Annotated in this window: 2 protein-coding genes and 1 riboswitch; of the genes, one reads left to right on the plus strand and one right to left on the minus strand. The window is 44.0% G+C overall.

The genetic code is table 11. From position 1 onward, the window contains the following. The coding region (locus WQ57_RS22275; RefSeq protein WP_046525893.1) for a DoxX family membrane protein at positions 1–677 on the plus strand (677 nt) is incomplete at its 5' end. Between the two features lie 60 nt (positions 678–737). Here WQ57_RS22275 and dapA read toward each other — a convergent pair. Next, positions 738–1,619 (minus strand): 4-hydroxy-tetrahydrodipicolinate synthase, encoded by an 882-nt coding sequence (gene dapA, locus WQ57_RS22280; protein WP_046525885.1) that lies wholly within the window; start codon positions 1,617–1,619, stop codon positions 738–740. 123 nt (positions 1,620–1,742) lie between these two features. Then, a riboswitch (Lysine riboswitch) is annotated at positions 1,743–1,921 on the minus strand. Positions 1,922–2,015 lie beyond the last annotated feature (94 nt).

Raw genomic sequence — 2,015 nt, forward strand, 5'->3', positions numbered from 1 at the left:
TGTTTGCTCCTGAACTGCCAGTTTCAAGTACATTGACTGCCATTTTGGTATGGGTTTCGATCGGATTGCTTTTAATTCCTTATCATCTGCCAGCAAAGGCTGCCGCCGCTATCCTGATCGGTCTGTTTATTCAGTCTACTTTTGTGCATGGTCTGTTTTATATGCTTGATTATGGGTTTTATATTTCCATTTTCACTGTCATTTTGATCGCCAGAACCAGATTTGAGCAAATTGGTTTCCCATTTTTATACTTGGGGACAGGCCTTTCACTTTGCTGGGTTGCGGTTGAAAAATGGGTTTATCCAAGCATGTCCCTCGATATCGTCGCAAGCCACAGTGTGCCTACTTTCGGATTTGAGCCAGCTCTGTTCATTGTCATGGCCGCCTTTATTGAATTTATTGTAGGCTATCTGCTTGTGGTCGGTATTCTTAACAGAGTGTTAGGACTAGTGGTAACGATTATCTTTATCATGACCACGATGCTTTTTGGGATGACGGAAATCATTGGCCATTTTATGGTGCACGTTGTCCTCTTGATCTTTATTATTGAGGGAGTTTCCTTCTATAACCCTCCAATTAAAATGCACAAAACAAAGATGGATCAATTTATTTTTGTGTTCCTCAACTTCATTTTTGTTTTGTCCACGTTTGTGCTGATTTATTACCGTTTTGCATAGGAAAGAGCATGATAGGCATAAAAAGGGACTTCCGAAATTATGTGGAAGTCCTTTTACATATTATTTATTGGACACTGTGGCGAATAGCTCCTGGAGCCGGGCATTCTCTTCTTCACCGAGCGGGACCATTGGCAGGCGGACACCGCCCACATTGACTCCGTTCCCATTCAATACCGCCTTAACCGGTGAAGGACTCGGCGCCGAGAACAATGCTTTCATTTTTGGAAGCAGGGAACGATGGGCAGCAGCTGCTTCCTTAAGCCTTCCATTTGTAAAATGGGAAATCATCTCCTGCATTTCGTTGCCGATGACATGAGATGCGACAGAGATAACTCCTGTGCCGCCGATTGCCAGAACTGGGAGGGTAAGACCATCATCGCCGCTATATAGAGCGAAATCGGCAGGAGTCCTGCTGATGACTTCGGCCATATCATCCAGATTTCCGCTGGCTTCCTTTACAGAGGTGATGTTCTTGATTTCCGAAAGGCGCACAATCGTATCCACAGAAATGTTGACCACACTGCGCCCTGGAATATTGTAAAGCATGACAGGAAGGGAAGTGGACTCGGCAATTGCCTTGAAATGCTGATATAAACCTTCCTGTGACGGCTTATTGTAGTAGGGAGCGACAAGCATGATTGCGTCTGCCCCTGCATTTTCGGCGGCCTGAGTAAGGCTGATGGACGCTTTTGTATTGTTGGAGCCTGTCCCGGCAATAACAGGAACGCGGCCATTGACGGCTTTCACCACAAATTTAAATAGCTCAATTTTTTCTTCGTTCGTCAGGGTTGGGGACTCTCCGGTTGTTCCTGCAATAACCAGGCCATCTGAGCCGTTTTCAATGAGGTGGTCCACTAAATTCCTTGTTGCCTCAAAGTCAATTTCACCATGGGCATCAAATGGTGTCACCATTGCCGTAAGCACTTGTCCAAAATTCGTCATTTCTCTTCATCCTTTATTCGTATTTTACATTCCTCGGGAAGATTGGATTCCGGTAAACGCAAAAAAACAGCACCGAGTGGCCGCTGCTGCAGTAGAAACAAATATCAAATCACTCGTTTCTGTGCGTAAGATAGCCCTCCATATAGTTCCCTATATGACAGTTCTGCATTTATTCAATCACAGAACCAACTTTAAGAAGAATGAGTTCTCAAAGTTTCGGCAAATACCCCTTTCCCCAATCCTCAATGGACCTCATTATCCTCAGAATGAGTACTTATGGTCTTTGCGCCTCTATCCTTACTTCAACAAAAATTGAAATAGGAAATATGTAATTGACTGTAATATAACAGGAAAATGCGGTCAGTGCAAGTCAAAAGAATGAGGAAGCATGAATTT

The sequence above is a fragment of the Mesobacillus campisalis genome (genome assembly GCF_000986785.1).
GTDB classification, from domain to species: domain Bacteria; phylum Bacillota; class Bacilli; order Bacillales; family Cytobacillaceae; genus Mesobacillus_B; species Mesobacillus_B campisalis.

Excerpts from the sequence above, each read along its gene's own strand:
- dapA (WP_046525885.1), bottom strand. The coding sequence starts at position 1,619 with ATGACGAATTTTGGACAAGTGCTTACGGCAATGGTGACACCATTTGAT.